15 protein-coding genes are annotated in these 16,405 nt (G+C 74.1%); 13 read left to right on the top strand and 2 right to left on the bottom strand.

Annotated features, from left to right (window positions below; translation table 11 throughout):
- Nucleotides 1–197: 197 nt before the first annotated feature.
- Both ilvA and HNQ01_RS13270 read left to right on the top strand, forming a co-directional pair.
- Nucleotides 198–1,730: a threonine ammonia-lyase, biosynthetic gene (gene ilvA / locus HNQ01_RS13275; RefSeq protein ID WP_173805925.1), complete on the top strand. Its 1,533-nt coding sequence runs from the start codon at nt 198–200 to the stop codon at nt 1,728–1,730.
- A 114-nt stretch (nt 1,731–1,844) separates the two neighbouring features.
- Entirely contained in the window at nt 1,845–2,930 is a 1,086-nt protein-coding gene (locus HNQ01_RS13270) for a nicotinate-nucleotide--dimethylbenzimidazole phosphoribosyltransferase (protein WP_173805924.1), read from the top strand.
- A 4-nt stretch (nt 2,931–2,934) separates the two neighbouring features.
- Here the strand turns inward: HNQ01_RS13270 and HNQ01_RS13265 are convergent, their stop codons facing one another.
- On the bottom strand, nt 2,935–3,573 hold the full coding sequence (locus tag HNQ01_RS13265; RefSeq protein WP_217427535.1) for a hypothetical protein: 639 nt from the start codon (nt 3,571–3,573) through the stop codon (nt 2,935–2,937).
- 80 nt (nt 3,574–3,653) lie between these two features.
- Between HNQ01_RS13265 and gspG the strand changes: the two genes are divergently transcribed.
- The 11 genes from gspG (at nt 3,654) to gspF (ending at nt 14,489) form a co-directional block, all read left to right on the top strand.
- The gene (gene gspG, locus HNQ01_RS13260; protein WP_173805922.1) at nt 3,654–4,088 is read left to right on the top strand and encodes a type II secretion system major pseudopilin GspG; all 435 of its coding nucleotides are present in this window, start codon (nt 3,654–3,656) and stop codon (nt 4,086–4,088) included.
- Between the two features lie 10 nt (nt 4,089–4,098).
- On the top strand, nt 4,099–4,626 hold the full coding sequence (locus tag HNQ01_RS13255; protein ID WP_353621702.1) for a prepilin-type N-terminal cleavage/methylation domain-containing protein: 528 nt from the start codon (nt 4,099–4,101) through the stop codon (nt 4,624–4,626).
- Nucleotides 4,616–4,975, top strand: a complete 360-nt coding sequence (gspI, locus tag HNQ01_RS13250; protein WP_173805921.1) for a type II secretion system minor pseudopilin GspI — start codon at nt 4,616–4,618, stop codon at nt 4,973–4,975. The genes HNQ01_RS13255 and gspI overlap by 11 nt, the downstream gene beginning before the upstream one ends.
- A complete protein-coding gene (locus HNQ01_RS13245; protein ID WP_173805920.1) occupies nt 4,975–5,745 on the top strand; it encodes a PulJ/GspJ family protein in 771 nt (256 codons plus the stop codon). The genes gspI and HNQ01_RS13245 overlap by 1 nt, the downstream gene beginning before the upstream one ends.
- A gap of 20 nt (nt 5,746–5,765) precedes the next feature.
- Nucleotides 5,766–6,764: a type II secretion system minor pseudopilin GspK gene (gene gspK, locus HNQ01_RS13240; protein ID WP_286180765.1), complete on the top strand. Its 999-nt coding sequence runs from the start codon at nt 5,766–5,768 to the stop codon at nt 6,762–6,764.
- A gap of 103 nt (nt 6,765–6,867) precedes the next feature.
- The gene (gene gspL / locus HNQ01_RS13235; protein ID WP_173805919.1) at nt 6,868–8,097 is read left to right on the top strand and encodes a type II secretion system protein GspL; all 1,230 of its coding nucleotides are present in this window, start codon (nt 6,868–6,870) and stop codon (nt 8,095–8,097) included.
- A 26-nt stretch (nt 8,098–8,123) separates the two neighbouring features.
- On the top strand, nt 8,124–8,639 hold the full coding sequence (gspM, locus tag HNQ01_RS13230; protein WP_173805918.1) for a type II secretion system protein GspM: 516 nt from the start codon (nt 8,124–8,126) through the stop codon (nt 8,637–8,639).
- Nucleotides 8,640–8,659: 20 nt separating this feature from the next.
- Nucleotides 8,660–9,577: a type II secretion system protein N gene (gspN, locus tag HNQ01_RS13225; protein ID WP_286180764.1), complete on the top strand. Its 918-nt coding sequence runs from the start codon at nt 8,660–8,662 to the stop codon at nt 9,575–9,577.
- A 2-nt stretch (nt 9,578–9,579) separates the two neighbouring features.
- A complete protein-coding gene (gspD, locus tag HNQ01_RS13220) occupies nt 9,580–11,799 on the top strand; it encodes a type II secretion system secretin GspD (protein ID WP_173805917.1) in 2,220 nt (739 codons plus the stop codon).
- 32 nt (nt 11,800–11,831) lie between these two features.
- The gene (gene gspE / locus HNQ01_RS13215; protein WP_173805916.1) at nt 11,832–13,247 is read left to right on the top strand and encodes a type II secretion system ATPase GspE; all 1,416 of its coding nucleotides are present in this window, start codon (nt 11,832–11,834) and stop codon (nt 13,245–13,247) included.
- Between the two features lie 15 nt (nt 13,248–13,262).
- Nucleotides 13,263–14,489, top strand: a complete 1,227-nt coding sequence (gene gspF, locus HNQ01_RS13210) for a type II secretion system inner membrane protein GspF (RefSeq protein ID WP_173805915.1) — start codon at nt 13,263–13,265, stop codon at nt 14,487–14,489.
- On the opposite strand, the gene HNQ01_RS13205 is transcribed toward gspF, so the two are convergent.
- Nucleotides 14,482–16,266 carry a diguanylate cyclase domain-containing protein gene (locus HNQ01_RS13205; RefSeq protein WP_173805914.1) on the bottom strand — a complete coding sequence of 595 codons (1,785 nt, stop codon included), beginning with the start codon at nt 16,264–16,266 and terminating at the stop codon, nt 14,482–14,484. The two genes, gspF and HNQ01_RS13205, sit on opposite strands and share 8 nt — an antisense overlap.
- Nucleotides 16,267–16,405 lie beyond the last annotated feature (139 nt).

The raw sequence follows: 16,405 nt of genomic DNA, 5'->3' as shown, positions 1-16,405 counted from the left end.
CTTTGGTACACTTTCGAACAAGCAATCGGGACTGTCCCCTAGAACTTTTCGAACGACGGACACTCCCAAGCACTGGTTGTCTCCTCCACCCTCCTCCATAGGTGGATTGAGCCCGAGGCCACAAGCCTCGGGCTTTTTTTCGTCCGCCATCCGGGTTTGCGCGACACTAGCAGCCGTTTCTGCCCTTGTTTCCGCCCATGTCCGACGACCGCCAGACCCTGCTGAACCACTACCTCAAGCGCATCCTGACCGCCCGGGTCTACGACGTGGCGCGCGAGACCGAACTGGAGCCGGCACGCCAGCTCTCGCGCCGGGTGGGCAACCAGGTGCTGCTCAAGCGCGAGGACAACCAGCCCGTCTTCAGCTTCAAGCTGCGCGGCGCCTACAACAAGATGGCGCACCTCAGCCCGGAGCAGCGCGCGCGCGGCGTCATCTGCGCCTCGGCCGGCAACCACGCGCAGGGCGTGGCCCTGGGCAGCCAGCGCCTGGGCTGCCGCGCCGTCATCGTGATGCCGGTGACGACGCCGCAGGTCAAGGTCGACGCGGTGCGCCACCTCGGCGGCGAGGTCGTGCTGCACGGCGACAGCTACAACGACGCCTACGACCACGCGCTGAAGGTCGCCGAGGCCGAAGGCCTGACCTTCGTCCACCCCTTCGACGATCCGGACGTGATCGCAGGCCAGGGCACGATCGGCATGGAGATCCTGCGCCAGCACGAGGGCCCGATCGACGCGGTCTTCGTCGCCATCGGCGGCGGCGGCCTGATCTCGGGCGTGGCGGCCTACATCAAGGCGGTGCGCCCGGAGATCCGCATCATCGGCGTGCAGACGGTCGACTCCGACGCGATGCTGCAGTCGGTGCGCGCCGGCCAGCGCGTGCGCCTGAACGACGTCGGCCTCTTCGCCGACGGCACCGCGGTGAAGTTCGTCGGCGAGGAGACCTTCCGCGTCGCGCGCGAGCTGGTGGACGAGTTCATCGTCGTCGACACCGACGCGGTCTGCGCCGCCATGAAGGACGTCTTCCAGGACACCCGCTCGATCCTGGAGCCGTCGGGCGCGCTGTCCGTGGCGGCGCTGAAGCAGTACGTCGCGCGCGAGGGCTGCACCGGCAGGACTTTCGTGGCCATCACCTGCGGCGCCAACATGAACTTCGACCGCCTGCGTTTCGTCGCCGAGCGCGCCGAGGTCGGCGAGGAGCGCGAGGCCCTGTTCGCGGTGACGATCCCCGAGGAACGCGGCTCCTTCAAGCGCTTCTGCGAGCTGATCGGCCCGCGCAGCGTCACCGAATTCAACTACCGCATCAGCGACGAGCGCGTCGCGCACATCTTCGTCGGCCTGAGCACGAAGACGCGCGGCGAGTCGGCCGAGATCGGCGCGCTGTTCGCGTCCCAGGGCTTCAACGCGGTCGACCTGACGCACGACGAGCTGGCCAAGACGCACCTGCGCCATCTGGTCGGCGGCCGCTCGGAGCTGGCCCGCGACGAGCGGGTCTTCCGCTTCGAGTTCCCGGAGCGGCCGGGCGCGCTGATGCGCTTCCTCTCGAGCATGCACCCGGACTGGAACATCAGCCTGTTCCACTACCGCAACCAGGGCGCCGACTACGGCCGCATCCTGGTGGGCATCCAGGTGCCGGCGGCCGACGACGCGGCCTTCGGCGAATTCCTCGACACGCTGGCCTATCCCTTCACCGAGGAAACCGACAATCCGGTCTACCGGCTGTTCCTGCGCTGACCGCGCGGAATTCACGCGGCGGAATGCACTGCCGGCGCCTGCGGGCGCCTCGCGCCGCAGGGGGCGGGCCCGCACAATCGTGCGTCTCGTCCACCCGCTCCGCCGCCCCGACCGATGCGTTCCGCTGCCCGGCCCCTGATCGCCCCGACCGCCCATCCCCAGCTCGAGGAGGCGCTGCGCTTCAAGCTCGACCGCCGGGTCGCCGCCGCTGGCAGCCTGGGCGAGCTGGTGCCGCTGGCGCTGCGCCTGGGCCTGATCCAGGGCACGCTCAGGCCGCGGCTGCGCCAGCCGCAGCTGCTGCTGTTCGCCGGCGACCACGGCCTGGCGGTCGACCTGAATCCGCCGCAGCACCACAGCACCGCCGCGCAGGTCGCCGACCTGCTGGGCTGCCGCGTGCCGCTGCCGGTGTTCGCGCACCACCAGGGCATGTCGATGGACATCGTCGACTGCGGCCTGGCCAGCGCGCTGGCGCCGCGGCCGGGCGTGCTCGCGCGCAAGATCGCGCACGGCACGCGCAACTGCCGCGTCACCGCCGCGATGACGATCGACCAGGTCAACGCCGCGATCCGCGCCGGCATGGAGATCGCCGAGTCGCTGTCGGGCAACGTGCTGGGCTGCGCCGGCCTGGGCGTGGGCTCGCCCGCCTCGGCGGCGCTGGTGATCTCGCGGGTGACCGGCCTGGCGCTGCGCGACCTGGTCCACGCCGGCCCGCGCATGAGCGAGGAGGACTTCGTGCACGCGATGGCGGTGCTGCAGAGCGCGCACAACCGCCATCCGGCCTCGGAGGATCCGGTGCATGCGCTGGCGACCTTCGGCGGCTTCGAGATGGCGATGATGGTCGGCGCGATGCTGACCGCCGCCGAGCGGCGCCACCTGATCCTGGTCGACGGCATGGGCGCCTGCGCGGCGCTGCTGGTGGCCTCGCACATCGCGCCGACGGTGGTCGACTACGCGCTGTTCTGCCGCAGCAGCGAGCACCGCGGACTGGACTTCGTGCTGGCCGGCTTCGAGAGCGCGGCGCTGCTGGCGCTCGGCCTGGAGTCGATCGACGGCACCGGCACCGCGCTGAGCTGGCCGCTGGTGCGCGCCGCCTGCGCGCTGCTGACCGAGGTCGAGGACACCGTCGAGCCCATGCCGCCGCCGGCCGAGCCGCAGGAGACGACGCCGTCGGACTTCGATCCGCTGCCGGTGCGCGGCTGAGGCGTCAGCGCACGGCGCCCGGATCGGGCTGGCCGGTCGGCGCGCCGCCGCTGACGGTGCCGGCGCCATCGGGCGGCGCCTGCACGATCGGCGGCTGCACCGACACCATGCCCTCGACCGGCACCTGCACCTGGGGCACCGGCGCCGGCTGCGGCACAACCAGGCCGCCGGGCTGCGGCAGGCCGCCCCCCGGCATCGCCCCGCCGCCCGGCGCGGCCGCCGCCTGCCCCGGCACGCCGGTGGCCGGTGGCGGCAGCCGCGGCAGGTCGAGCGTGACCTGCGCCGGCGCGCCGGCCGGACCGATCGCGACCTGCTGCGCGCTGATCGACTGCAGCACCCAGTCGCCGTCGACCCGCGCGCCGACACGCACCACGCGCGCCGGGCGATCGTCGACCGCCAGCATCGCCCAGCCGGTGCCGCCGGCCTCGACGATCGCGCCGACCAGCTTGAAGCGGGAGGCCGCCGCCGGCGCGGCCGGAGCCGGCGTGCCGGCCGCCGGCACGCTGCCGAGCATGCGCAGCACGTCGCCGCGCACCGCCTGCTCGGTGGCGACCGTCTGGACCTGCGGCGGCAGCCCCGCGGGGCGCACGCCCAGGCGCAGGCCCCAGAAGACCAGACTGCCCGCCAGGGCGGCCCACACCAACCATGCTGTCCAACGTGCTGCCATGGCGGGGGATTATGATCGACGACCCCGCTGACTCACGGACCGACAGGATTGCCCGAATGAAAAGTTCGCGTCTCGCCCGCACCGCTGCACGCGGTTTCACGCTGATCGAGCTGATGGTCGTGCTGGTCATCATCGGCGTGCTGGCCGCGCTGATCGTGCCGAACGTGCTCGACCGCGCCGACGATGCCCGGGTCACCGCCGCGCGCACCGACGTCAACAACCTGATGCAGGCGCTCAAGCTCTACAAGCTCGACAACCAGCGCTACCCCACCGGCGAGCAGGGCCTGCAGGCGCTGGTCGCCAAGCCCTCGACCGGCCCGGCGCCGTCGAACTGGAAGCCCTACCTGGACAAGCTGCCCAGCGACCCCTGGGGCCGCCCGTACCAGTACGCCAATCCCGGCGTGAAGGGCCCGATCGACGTCTTCAGCTACGGCGCCGACGGCCAGGCCGGCGGCGAGGGCAAGGACGCCGACATCGGCTCCTGGCAGTGAGCGCCAAGGGATCGTCCTGAGCGCACACGCCGCTCCCGCCCTGCGCCCGCGCGCACGTCGCGCTCGCGGCTTCACGATCCTGGAGCTGCTGGTGGTGGTGGCGATCGTCGCGCTGGCCAGCGCGGTGGTCACGCTGGCGCTGCCCGACCCGGCCGCGACCCGGCTGGAGCGCGAGGCCGCGCGGCTGGCCGCCATCCTTGAGACCGCGCGGGTGCAGGCCCGCGCCTCGGGCACGCTGGCGAGCTGGGTGCCGGGCGCCGATCCGGCGCGGCCGGAGATCGCCGGCCTCGACTTCCACTTCGAGGGCCTGCCGCCCGGCCACGAGCTGCCCGAGCGCTGGTCGGATGCGGATCTCTCGGACCGCATCGTGGTGCAGCTGCCGGCGCGCCAGCGCGCGCTGGTGCTCGGGCCGGAGCCGGTGATCCCGGCGCAGCGCCTGGTGCTGCAGCTCGACGACCGCCGCGTCGTGCTGGCCACCGACGGACTGGCGCCCTTCGCGGTGATCGCCGATGCCCCGGAGGGCGGCGATGCGCGCTGAACGCGGCCTGACGCTGATCGAGGTGCTGGTCGCGCTGACCATCGTCGCGCTGACGCTGGCCGCCGGCATCAAGGCCGCCGGCGCGCTCAGCGGCAACGCCGAGCGGCTCGGCGACACGCTGGCGGCGCAGTGGTGCGCCGACAACCATCTGGCCAACCTGCGCCTGACGCGCCAGCAGCCCCCGATCGGCGACAGCGAGTTCCGCTGCGAGCAGCTCGGGCGCGACTACCGCGGCCATGTGACCGTGCGGCCGACGCCCAACCCGCTGTTCCGCCGCATCGACGTGCAGATGCTCGACGCCGACGACCGCAGCCTGCTGGTCTACAGCACCGTGATGTCGAGGCTGTGATGCGCGCCCCGTCCCGCCTCCGCCGGCACGGCGGCCCCCGCCCGCGCGGCTTCACGCTGATCGAGCTGCTGGTCGCGCTGATGCTGATGGCGCTGATGAGCGCGATGGCCTGGCAGGGCGTCGACGCGGTGGTGCGCAGCCGCGAGATCACGCAGGCGCGCATGGAGCGGCTGCTGCGGCTGCAGTCGGTGATGGCGCAGTGGGAGGCCGACCTGCGCGAGATCGCCGACTCGCAGGTCGTGCCCGGCATGAACTTCGACGGCGCGACGCTGCGGCTGACGCGCCGCCGCCCGGACGGCATGCAGGTCGTCGCCTGGACGCTGCGCGGCGGCACGCTGTGGCGCTGGAGCGCGCCGGTGGCCACGACGATGGACGCGCTGCAGGAGGCCTGGATGCGCAGCTACCAGCTGCTGGGCAGCGAGGCCGGCACGCTGGCGATGCTGCAGGGCGTCGAGCAGTGGCAGCTCCATGTCTTCCACATCAGCAGCAACAGCTGGAGCAACGCCCAGTCCAGCGGCGACGTGGCCACGCCGCAGGGCGGCGCGACGCCCGATCCGGCCGCGGCCGCACCGCCCGAGGGCGGCGCCTCGCGCGGGCCCGGCGGCCCGCCGCTGGCGCCGCCGGTCGAGTCCGGCAGCGTGCAGCCGGCGGCGGTGGTCAACCAGGTGCACGACGCGCTGCCCGACGGCCTGCGGGTGATGCTGCGCTTCGGCGAGAACGGCACCGCCAGCGGCACGCTGACCCGCGACCTGCGGCTGATCCACCCCTGAAGCGCCCGGGACCGACGCACATGCGCATGCCCCTCTCCAGCGGCCGCCGCCCGCCCGCCCAGCGCGGCGCGGCGCTGCTGACCGCGATGATCCTGGTCACCGTGGTGGCGACGCTGGCCGCGGGCATGCTGTGGCAGCAGTGGCGCGCGCTGCAGGTCGAGTCGGCCGAGCGGGTGCAGACGCAGGCGCAGTGGCTGCTGCAGGGCGCGCTCGACTGGTCGCGCATGATCCTGCGCGAGGATGCACGCAGCGGCGGCACCGACCACCTCAACGAGCCCTGGGCCGCGCCGCTGGCCGAGGCGCGCCTGTCGACCTTCCTGGCCGCCGACAGCAAGATGGCCGAGGGCATGCCCGACGCCTTCCTCTCCGGCCGCATCGAGGATGCGCAGTCGCGCTACAACCTGCGCAATCTGGTGCAGCAGGGCAAGGTCAGCCCGCCGGAGCTGCAGACGCTGACGCGGCTGTGCGAGTACCTCGGCCTGGGCGGCGACGTCGCGCAGCGGCTGGCGCTGGCGCTGCGCCGCGCCACGCCCGGCGGCGCCACCGAGACCGAGACCGGCTCGGTCGAGAACGGCAGCGCGCTGCCGCTGATGCCGCCCTCGGCCGACGAGCTCGGCTGGCTGGGCCTGTCCGAGCCGGTGGTGCGCACGCTGCGGCCCTATGTCGTGCTGCTGCCGCGCGAGACGCCGGTCAACCTGAACACCGCGCCGAAGGAGGTCATCGCGGCCGTCCTGCCCGGCACCGATCTGGCCGGCGCGCAGCGTCTGGTGCAGGCGCGGCTGCGCGAGCCGCTGCGCTCGCCCGACGACGCCAAGCGGGTGCTGGGCGAGCGCGCGCTGACCGATGCGCGCCGCGTCAGCGTCAACAGCAGCTTCTTCGTCGTCAGCGGCGTGCTGCGGCTCGACGCGCTGGTGATCGCGCAGCGCTCGCTGATCGAGCGCCAGGGGCGCGAGGTGCGGCTGCTGTCGACCCGCCGGCTCACCGACCCGCGCGAACTGCAGGCGGCGCTGCAGCCGTAGCGGCGGGCGACAGGGCACCGGTTCACGAGGCAGATACCACGCCCGGTCACAGTTCGCCCCGGCCCGCCCCCCTACAATCGGCCCGACATCCTTCCCATCCCGAATGAGCCTGCTCGTCATCCAGCTGCCCGCCCGTCCGCGCCTGCATCCGCAGACCCGCACGACCGCGGCGCCCGCGCCCGAACTGGCCTGGGTGCTGAGTCCGGACGGCCGCACCGTGCAGTCCGAGGGCCGCTGCGCCGCGGCGCTGCTGCCGCAGGCCGGCACGACGGTGGCCGTCTGCGCCATCACCGACGTGGCCTTCCACCGTCTCGACTGGCCGAAGGCGCCGGCGGCGCGGCTGCGCGCGGCGCTGGCCGGCCTGGCCGAGGAGGCGCTGCTCGACGAGACCGACACGCTGCACCTGGCCGCCGCGCCGGACGCGCAGGCGGGCGAGCCCGGCTGGCTGGCGGTGACCGACCGCGACTGGCTCGTCGCGCAGCTCGCGCTGGTCGAGGGCGCCGGCCGGCCGGTCGACCGCATCGTGCCGGCGCTGTGGCCCGACACGCTGGCGCGCGGCCATTTCCATGCCGATCCGCTCGACGAGCCGCCGCAGCCGCGGCTGAGCTGGGTCGACGCGCAGGGCGTGTCGACCTGGCCGCTGGCGGGCTCGCTGTCGCGCGCGCTGCTGCCCGAGCCGCTGCCGGGCGACACGATGTGGACCGCCGAGCCGGCCGCGGCCGCGCCGGCCGAACGCTGGCTCGGCCAGCCGGTGCAGGTCACCGGCCAGGCCGACCTGCTGCTGGCGGCCGCGCAGAGCCCGTGGAACCTGCGCCAGTTCGAGCTGGCGCCGCGCCACCGCGGGCTGGCGCAGCTGCGCGAGGCCTGGCGGCGCTTCATGACGCCGGGCTGGCGGCCGGTGCGGCTCGGCCTGGTCGGGCTGGTCGCGGCGCAGATCGCCGGACTGAACGCCTGGGCCTGGCTGCAGGAGCGCGAGCTGCGCGACCGCCGCACCGAGATGACCCAGATCCTGACGCGCACCCATCCGCAGGTGCGCGCGGTGCTCGACGCGCCGGTGCAGATGGAGCGCGAGAACGAGATGCTGCGCACCCGTGCCGGCCGCGCCGGCGACGGCGACCTCGAGACGCTGCTGCAGGTCGCCGCCAGCGTCTGGCCCGAGGGCCGCGCGCCGCAGACGATCGCCTTCGAGCCGGGCCAGCTGCGCCTGGGCGCGCCGGGCCTGCCGCCCGAGCAGCTCGAGCAGATGCGCTCGACGCTGGCGCCGGCCGGCTGGCTGCTGGACGGCGGCGGCGAGCAGGTCACGCTCGGCCGCGCCCGCACCGAGCGCCGCTGAAGTCCTTCCCGCCGACCGACGAGACGATGCCCAAGGACTCCCCCTCCCCGTTCGAGACCCTGCGCCGCCAGGCCGAGCCGCTGCGCCAGCGCTGGCTGACGCTGGCCCCGCGCGAGCGCGTCGGCCTCGGGCTGGCCGCGCTGGCGCTCGGCCTGTTCCTGCTGTGGAGCGTGGCGGTCGCGCCGGCGCTGCGCAGCCTGTCGAGCGCGCCGGCACGGCTGGCCGAGATCGACACCCGGCTCGCGCGCATGCGCCATCTGGCTGCCGAGGCCGGCGAGCTGCGCGCGCAGCCGCCGGTGGCGCCGCCCCAGGCCGAAGCCGCGCTGCAGTCGGCCACCCAGCGCCTGGGCGCGGTGGCGAAGCTGCAGGGCAGCGGCGAGCGCATCACCGTGCAGTTCACCGCGATCGAGCCGGCGGCGCTGGCGGCCTGGCTCGACGAGGTGCGCAGCGCCGCGCGGGCGCGTGTCGTCGAGGCCCAGCTCGGGCGCATCGGCAACGGCTACAGCGGCAGCGTCGTGCTGACGCTGGCGCCGCCGCAGTGAGACCGGGCGGAGCCAGGACGATGGGCCGACCCGAACCGAAGATGCCGCGCTGGCGCCCGACCTACCAGCCCAGCGCCGGACCGCCCTCGGCCTTCGGCGACACGCTGATGCGCTCGGGCAGCGGCTGGGTCGCGCAGGCGCGCGCCAGCCGGCACTGGGCCGCGGCCGGCGCGCTGTGCGGCGCGCTGGTCGTGCTGCCGGTGGCCGCGCCGGCGCCGTGGCTGGCGCGGGCGGTCGCGGCCGCCACGCGCGACCGGGTGGTGCTGGCCGACGCGCGCGGCACGCTGTGGTCGGGCGACGCGGTGCTGGTGCTGACCGCCGGCCCCGGCAGCCGCGACGCGATGGCCCTGCCCGGGCGCATCGGCTGGCGGCTGAGCCTGTCGGGGCTGTCGGCGCAGCTCGCGCTGCGCCACGACTGCTGCCTGGCCGGCGAGCCGCGGCTGGGCGTGCGCCCCGGCCTGGGCCGGATCGAGGTGCAGGTGCTGCCCGATCCCGCGCAGGGCGGCAGCCGCGTCGGCCAGTGGCCGGCCGCCTGGCTGGTCGGCCTGGGCACGCCGTTCAACACGATGCGCCCGGGCGGCTCGATGCAGCTCGACGCGCACGGCCTGCAGCTGGCCTGGGCGCGCGGCCGCTTCGCGATGAACGGCTCGGCCACGCTGGAGATGCGCGACCTGTCGTCGCGGCTGACGACGCTGCCGCGGCTGGGCAGCTACCGGCTGACGGTCGGCAGCGATGCGGCGCAGGCCGGCACCGCCGCCGTCCAGCTCGAGACCCTCGACGGACCGCTGCAGCTCGGCGCCAGCGGCAGCTGGGGTGCCGGCGGCCTGCGCCTGCGCGGCGAGGCCAGCGCGCGCGAGGCCGAGCGCCCCGCGCTCGACAACCTGCTCAACATCATCGGACGGCGCCAGGGCGCGCGGTCCCTGCTCTCGATCGGATGACCATGAAGCCGTGCCTCCGCCCCCCCGTGCCGCAGCGCCTGCTGGCCGCCGCCCTGGCCGGCCTGACCGCGATCGGCGGTCTCGCCCTCCCGGCCGCCGACGCGCAGGCCCAGCAGGGCGCCGCGCGCCGCGCCGCCGCCGCCGCCGCCAGCAGCGGCCCGAAGGTGACGGTCAACTTCGTCAACGCCGAGATCGACGCGGTCGCGCGCGCGATGGCGGCGATCGTCAAGCGCCAGATCGTCGTCGACCCGCGGGTGCGCGGGCAGATGACGCTCTACAGCGAGCAGCCGCTGACCGAGCGCGAGGCCTTCCTGAACTTCATGTCCGCGCTGCGCGGCCTGGGCTTCACCATCGTCGAGGTCTCGGGGCTGCTGAAGATCGTGCCGGAGGCCGAGGCCAAGCTGCAGACCGGCACCGTCTCGGTCGGCCAGGTGGTGCGCGGCGGCGACCAGATCCTGACGCAGGTCTTCAGCCTGAAGCACGAGAACGTCAACAACCTGGTGACGGTGCTGCGCCCGCTGATCACGCCGAACAACACCATCAACGCCAACCCCGGCAACAACACGCTGGTCATCACCGACTACGCCGACAACCTGCAGCGCATCGCCAAGATCATCGCGGCGCTGGACACGCCGGCGGCCACCGACGTCGAGGTGGTGCCGGTGCGGCACGCGGTGGCCTCCGACATCGCGCAGATGGTGCAGCGCTTCGCCGACAGCTCGGCCGGCGGCACGCCCGGCGCGGCGCCGGCCACCACCGGCGGCGCGGTCTCGGTGCTGGCCGACGCGCGCACCAACTCGCTGCTGATCCGCGCACCCAACGCCGCGCGGCTGGCCGCCGTGCGCTCGGTCATCGCCAAGCTCGACCAGCCGGCCACCGGCGCCGAGGCGGCCGGCAACATCCGGGTCGTCTACCTGAAGAACGCCGACGCGACCCGCCTGGCCACCGTGCTGCGCGCGGCCTATGGCGCCGGCGGCGGCAGCGCGGGCGGGCAGGCCTCCGGCGGGCTGTCGGGCGGCTCGGGCGGCTCGGGCGCGGGCCTGGCGCAGGGCGGCGGCATCGCCGCGATGACGGGCCAGTCCGGCAGCACCGCCTCGCCCCAGTCGACCAGCCCGGTCAGCGCCGCGGCCAGCCCGTCGACCGGCGGCTTCATCCAGGCCGACCCGGCCACCAACGCGCTGATCATCACCGCACCGGAGCCGATGTACCGCCAGCTGCGCGCCGTCATCGACCAGCTCGACGCCCGCCGCGCCCAGGTCTACGTCGAGTCGATGATCGTCAAGATCGACGCGAGCAAGACGGCCGAGTTCGGCTTCCAGTGGCAGGGCCTGCTGGGCAAGAACGGCGACAAGTACGGCCTGGTCGCCGGCACGAACTACGGCAGCAAGACCGGCAACATCCTCGACCTGTCGACCACCGCCGGCGCCGCGCTGGCCAGCGGCGGCAGCGCCTCCGGCCTGCTGGGCAACGGCCTGAACATCGGCCTGATCCAGGCGATCAACGGCGTCTACACGCTGGGCGCGCTGGCGCGCTTCCTGGAGTCCGAGGCCGGCGCCAACGTGCTGTCGACGCCCAATCTGGTCGCGCTCGACAACGAGGAGGCCAAGATCGTCATCGGCCAGAACGTGCCCTTCGTCACCGGCAGCTTCACCGGCACCGGCTCGAGCAGCAACTCGGCCAACCCGTTCCAGACCATCGAGCGCAAGGACGTCGGCCTGACGCTGCGCCTGAAGCCGCAGATCGGCGAGAACGGCACGGTGCGCATGCAGGTCTACCAGGAGAACTCCAGCGTCGTCAGCACCAGCACCACCAGCGGCCCGACCACCGACAAGAGCGCGATCGAGACCACCGTCGTGGTCGACGACGGCCAGATCATGGTGCTCGGCGGCCTGCTGAAGGACGAGTACGGCGACGGCGAGGACCGGGTGCCCGGCCTGGCCTCGATCCCGCTGGTGGGCAACCTGTTCAAGTCCGGCTCGCGCAAGCGCGTCAAGACCAATCTGCTGGTCTTCCTGCGCCCGGTGGTGATGCGCACCCAGGAGGACGCCACCGCGCTGACGCTCGACCGCTACGAGGCGATCCGCGCGCGCCAGCAGACCAGCCAGCCGGTGCCCTCGGCGACGCTGGGCAACATCAACGAGTCGCCGGTGCTGCCGGCCGTGCCCGCGCGAGCGGCCGCGCCCGCGTCGGCGCCGTCGGCCGCCAGCGGCTCCCGGCCCTGAAGCCGCTCACGTCCAGCCAAGGAGCCCGTCCCGTGCGCCATCCCCTGCCCTACGCCTGGGCCAAGTCGCAGCGCCTGCTGCTCGAGGACGACGGCGAGCGCCTGGTGCTGTGGGCCGACGCCCAGGCGCCGCGCGCCGCGCTGGCCGAGGTCCTGCGCCTGCACGCGGTCGATGCGGTCGAGCTGGAGGCGCCCGAGCGGCTGGCGCAGCGCATCGCCCAGGCCTATGCCGGCGGCGAGTCCAGCGCCGCGGCGGTCGTCGGCGAGGTCGAGAGCGCGGTCGATCTCAGCCGCATGATGCAGGACCTGCCGGCGGTCGAGGACCTGCTGGAGGCCGCCAACGACGCGCCCATCATCCGCATGCTCAACGCGCTGCTGACGCAGGCCGCCAAGGACGGTGCCAGCGACATCCACATCGAGCCCTACGAGCGCTCGTCGGCGGTGCGCTTCCGCGTCGACGGCACGCTGCGCGAGATCGTGCAGCCCAACAAGGCGCTGCACGCGGCCCTCATCAGCCGGCTGAAGATCATGGCCGAGCTCGACATCGCCGAGAAGCGCCTGCCGCAGGACGGGCGCATCTCGCTGCGCATCGGCGGGCGGGCGATCGACGTGCGCGTCTCGACGCTGCCGGGCGTGCACGGCGAGCGCGCGGTGCTGCGCCTGCTCGACAAGGGCGAGGCGAAGTTCTCGCTGACCGGCCTCGGCATGCAGGGCGACACGCTGGCGGGCTTCACCCGGCAGATCGCCCAGCCGCACGGCATCGTGCTGGTCACCGGCCCGACCGGCTCGGGCAAGACGACGACGCTCTACGCCGCGCTCGGCCAGGTCGACACCTCGACCACCAACGTGCTGACGGTCGAGGACCCGGTCGAGTACGAGCTCGCCGGCATCGGCCAGACGCAGGTCAACGCCAAGATCGACCTGACCTTCGCCAAGGCGCTGCGCGCCATCCTGCGCCAGGACCCGGACGTGATCATGATCGGCGAGATCCGCGACCACGAGACGGCGCAGATCGCGGTGCAGGCCTCGCTGACCGGCCACCTGGTGCTGGCGACGCTGCACACCAACGACGCGCCCAGCGCGGTGACCCGCCTGACCGACATGGGCATCGAGCCCTTCCTGCTGTCGTCGTCGCTGCTGGGCGTGCTGGCGCAGCGCCTGGTGCGCAAGCTCTGCACGCACTGCCGCCGCCAGGGCGCGGACGGCCGCTGGCATCCGGTCGGCTGCGACCACTGCGGCCACAGCGGCTACAAGGGCCGCACCGGCGTCTACGAGCTGATGACGGTCGACGAGCGGGTGCAGGCGCTGATCCATGCGCGCGCGCCCGAGTCCGAGCTGATCGCCGCGGCGCGCGGGGCGGGCCTGCGCTCGATGCGCGAGGACGGCGAGCGGCTGGTGGCCGCCGGCATCACCTCGATGGAAGAGCTGCTGCGGGTGACGCGGGACTGACCGGAATCCAGCCTGATGCCTGCCTACCGATTCGAGGCGCTCGACGCCAGCGGCAAGACCCAGAACGGTCTGCTCGAGGGCGACAGCGCCCGCGCGATCCGCGCCCAGCTGCGTGCACGCGCGCTGGTGCCGCTCGACGTGCAGCCGGTGTCGGCCGCCGACGAGGGCGGCGGCAGCGGCGGCACCGCCTCGCGGCTGCGCCGGCGCGTCTTCGACGCCACCGCGCTGGCGGTCTGGACGCGCCAGCTCGCCGGCCTGGTGGCCGCCGGCCTGCCGCTGGAGCGCGCGCTGACCGCGCTGGCCGACGAGGCCGAGGACCCGCGCCAGCGCGAGCTGCTCGCGCACCTGCGCGCCGAGGTCAATGCCGGATCGCCCTTCGCGCGTGCGCTGGCCGGCGCGCCGCGCGAGTTCGACGAGGTCTACCGCGCGGTGGTGGCTGCCGGCGAGCAGAGCGGCCAGCTCGGCCGGGTGCTCGAGCGCCTGGCCGACGACCTGGAGGAGCGCCAGGCGCTCAAGGCCAAGCTGATCGGCGCGACGCTGTATCCGGCCATCGTCTCGGTGGTGGCGGTCGTCATCGTGATCTTCCTGGTGACCTACGTGGTGCCGCAGGTCGCGCAGGTCTTCGCCGGCAGCAAGAAGGCGCTGCCGCTGCTGACCAGCGCGATGCTGGCGCTCAGCGCCTTCCTGCGCCAGTGGGGCTGGGCGCTGCTGCTGGCCCTGGTCGGCGCGAGCGGCGCGCTGCTGCTGGCGCGCCGCAACGAGGCCACCCGCGAGCGGCTCGATGCGGCGATGCTGCGCCTGCCGCTGGTCGGGCGGCTCGCGCGCGGCTACAACGCGGCGCGCTTCGCCGGCACGCTGGCGATGCTGGCCGGCTCGGGCGTGCCAATCCTGAAGGCGCTGCAGGCCGCGGCCGAGACGCTGTCCAACCGCGCGATGCGCGCCGACGCGATGGAGGCGCTGGTGCAGGTGCGCGAAGGCGCGCCGCTGGCCTCGGCGCTGGCGGCGAAGAAGCGCTTTCCGGGGCTGCTGGCGATGTTCGCCCGCCTGGGCGAGCAGACCGGCGAGCTGCCGCTGATGCTGCAGCGCGCCGCCACCCAGCTCGGCGCCGAGGTGCAGCGCCGCGCGATGCAGACCGCGACCATCCTGGAGCCGCTGCTGATCGTCGGCATGGGCGGCGTGGTGATGGTGATCGTGCTGGCGGTGCTGCTGCCGATCATCCAGCTCAACACCTTCGTCAGGTGAAGCGCCGCACCTGCCGCTTGCCGGCCTGCTTGCCCGCGTACATCGCCTGATCGGCGCGCTCGAGCAGCACGGCGATGTCGTGTCCGTCGGCCGGCACCATCGCCAGGCCGATCGTCGCGCCGACCCGGCAGGGCGGGCCCTGCACCACCTCGATGTCGGGCGCGATCGCGTCCAGCAGCGCCTGCCCGAGCCGCAGCGCCGCCGGCTCGTCCGGCAGCCCGGTGGCCATCACGACGAACTCGTCGCCGCCGATGCGGGCCACCAGATCGCTCTGGCGCACCTGGGCCTGCAGCCGGCGCGCGACCTCGGCCAGCACCTGGTCGCCGGCCTGGTGGCCGAAGCGGTCGTTGACCGGCTTGAAGCCGTCGAGGTCGAGCAGGAAGAGCGCGGTCGCGTGGCCGGGCCGGGCGCGCGCCAGCGCCGGGCCGGCCGCCTGCTGCAGGCCGCGCCGGTTCAGCAGCCCGGTCAGCGCGTCCGTCTCGGCGAGCCGGCGCAGGCGCTCGCCGTCATGGCGCACCTGCTCGGCCGCGCGCCGCAGCGCGGCGACCCGCACGCCGGTGACCACCAGCCACATCACCATCTCGGTCAGCGACGCGATCTGGAAGCCGTGCAGCACCAGCGGCGTCGCCGGCAGCCGGCCGCTGATCAGCAGCGCCAGCACCAGCACGCCGGAGGTGTAGACGGTCCAGCCCGCCAGCAGGTAGCCGGCCGCCGCATCGCCCTGGCGCCAGCGCCGCCACGCCACCGGCAGGGCCAGCAGCGTCGGCAGCTGGCCCAGGACCTTGGCGATGCGCTGCCCGTCGCGGTAACTCAGCAGGTCGCACAGCACCAGCAGCGCCGCAGCGGCGCAGACCAGCCCGCCGGCATGCATCAGCCGCGACAGCCGCGGCAGCACCTCCGCGATCCCCAGCGCCCGGTCGACGAACAGGAAGGTGCCGGTGATGCCCAGCAGCACGCACACCGGCGGCAGCCGCTCGGCCAGATCGGGATGCTCGCTCCACAGATGCTGCATGCCGATGCCGTGGAAGGCGATCTGGAACAGCCCCAGGCTCAGCACGCTCAGGCCGTAGTAGACGAACATGCGGTCGCGCAGGCTGTACCACTGCGCCAGGCTGTACAGCAGCAGCGACAGCATCACGCCGGCCGCCAGCCCCTGCACCAGCTGCGCGCGCTCCTCGCTGCGGCGGTGCACCTCGGGCACGACCAGCTGCAGCGGCGCGATCAGGCTGCCGGAGGTGTGCACCCGCAGCACCAGCCGGTGGCGCCCGGCCTGCAGCGACAGCGGCAGCAGGTGGGTGCGCGCGAGCAGCGCACGCGCGCTGCCGCGCAGGCGGTCGCCGGTGTGCAGCAGGGTCACCGGGCGGTCGTCGCGCAGCAGCTGCAGGTCCACCTCGTCGAGGGCCGGATAGGCGACGTCGAGCAGCCATTCGCCCGCGGCCTGCGCGCCGACCTCGAGGTCCAGGAAGATCCAGAGCGTGCCGGGGTATTCGCCGAAGTTGGCCCGGGGCGTCCCGGCCGCCTGCGCCTGGCCGGCGAGGGCCCGGGCCGTGTCGAAGTCGAGCCGGCCGGCGTCGTCGCGCAGCACCCTCAGGTGGCGCCAGAGGTCGGGGGCCGGCCCGTCGCGCGAGTCCAGCCGCAGCACCTCGGGCGGGCTGGCGGTCTGCGCCCGCACGGCCCCGAGGCCGGCCAGCAGCGCCAGCAGGAGCAGCAGGCACCGCAGCGCGGCCCGCAGCCCTGCCGGCCATCCGGCTTCCGTCCTGTCCCCCGATGCGATCACGCCCGTCCCCCACCCTCTTTCACCGCCTGACACTCTCGGACAGGATCGGCGGCGCCGGTCCGCGGATCAGCCCTCGCTTGGGGGAGCATCCCCGAGTGACATCGCCCCCTGGCCTGCGGCATGCTTGTCTCGAGCACAG

The organism is Sphaerotilus uruguayifluvii (assembly GCF_013294065.1).
Lineage (GTDB): Bacteria > Pseudomonadota > Gammaproteobacteria > Burkholderiales > Burkholderiaceae_C > Sphaerotilus > Sphaerotilus uruguayifluvii.
Note: the sequence above shows the minus strand (reverse complement) of the source record. Positions and strands in the feature narration are given on the sequence as shown.